Source organism: Agrococcus sp. HG114 (assembly GCF_024723325.1).
GTDB lineage: Bacteria > Actinomycetota > Actinomycetes > Actinomycetales > Microbacteriaceae > Agrococcus.
This window is the reverse complement of the sequence record NZ_JANQCH010000251.1, coordinates 1-810: the sequence shown is the minus strand read 5'-3', so window position 1 is coordinate 810 and position 810 is coordinate 1. Positions and strand designations below refer to the sequence as shown.

1 protein-coding gene and 1 pseudogene are annotated in these 810 nt (G+C 76.3%); both read left to right on the top strand.

Annotated features, from left to right (window positions below):
- Window positions 1-245, top strand: a pseudogene (locus tag NWP09_RS13070) (hypothetical protein); the annotation flags it as partial.
- Between the two features lie 255 nt (window positions 246-500).
- Window positions 501-674 (top strand): DUF4244 domain-containing protein, encoded by a 174-nt coding sequence (locus NWP09_RS13065; protein ID WP_258275918.1) that lies wholly within the window; start codon window positions 501-503, stop codon window positions 672-674.
- Window positions 675-810 lie beyond the last annotated feature (136 nt).

Below are 810 nucleotides of genomic sequence, written 5' to 3'. Positions count from 1 at the left end.
GGCGGGAGGTCGACGCGGCGCTCGACCTCGCCTCGCGCGCAGGCGTCCCCGTGCGGGGCCTGCTGCTCGCCGAGGCCGGCGCCGCTCGCATTCGCGCGCGGCTCGACGGCGAGGCGCGGGCGCAGCGCGCGGCCGTGCAGCTCTCGCTCCCGCTCGGCGCCTGCGTGCTGCCGGCGTTCTCGCTGCTCGTGATCGTGCCGCTCGTCGTCTCGATGCTGGAGGGCGCACTCGCCCCTCTCGCCTAGTCCGCGGACAGGTTGCGCGCCTAGCGTGCGTGCATGCGCACCATCCTCGAGTCCCTCGACCGATCGATCGCCGCGCTCGTCGCGGCGCTGACGCCGCCGCAGCCCGTGCCGGTGCGCGCGACCGCGCGCCGCCCGCGCGGCTGAGCCGCACACGCCGGATCCCGACGGAGCCGTCCCTCCACAGGGCGGCTCCGTCCTCGCGCGCGGTGACCGCGCCGTGCTCCACCCTGGGGCCTCCGAGGGAAGGAGGCGAGCATGAGGATGCTCGAGAGACTGGTGCACGAGGAGGACGGGGCGGCCACCGCCGAGTACGTCATCGCGACGATGGCGGCCGTCGGGTTCGCGGGGCTGCTGGTGGTGATCCTGCGCTCCGACGAGGTGCGCGGCGTCCTCACCGACATGGTCCAGCGTGCGCTCACGGTGCAGTAGCGGGTCGGCGGCCGATCCTCGTGGCGAGCTCGGCGCGGTGACCGCCGAGCTCGCCGCGGCGCTGCCGGCGGCGGTGCTCGCCATCGGGCTCGCGGTGGCAGCCGTGGGCGCCGCCGCTGAGCAGGTGGCGCTCGAG

Excerpts from the sequence above, each read along its gene's own strand:
- NWP09_RS13065 (WP_258275918.1), top strand. The coding sequence starts at position 501 with ATGAGGATGCTCGAGAGACTGGTGCACGAGGAGGACGGGGCGGCCACC.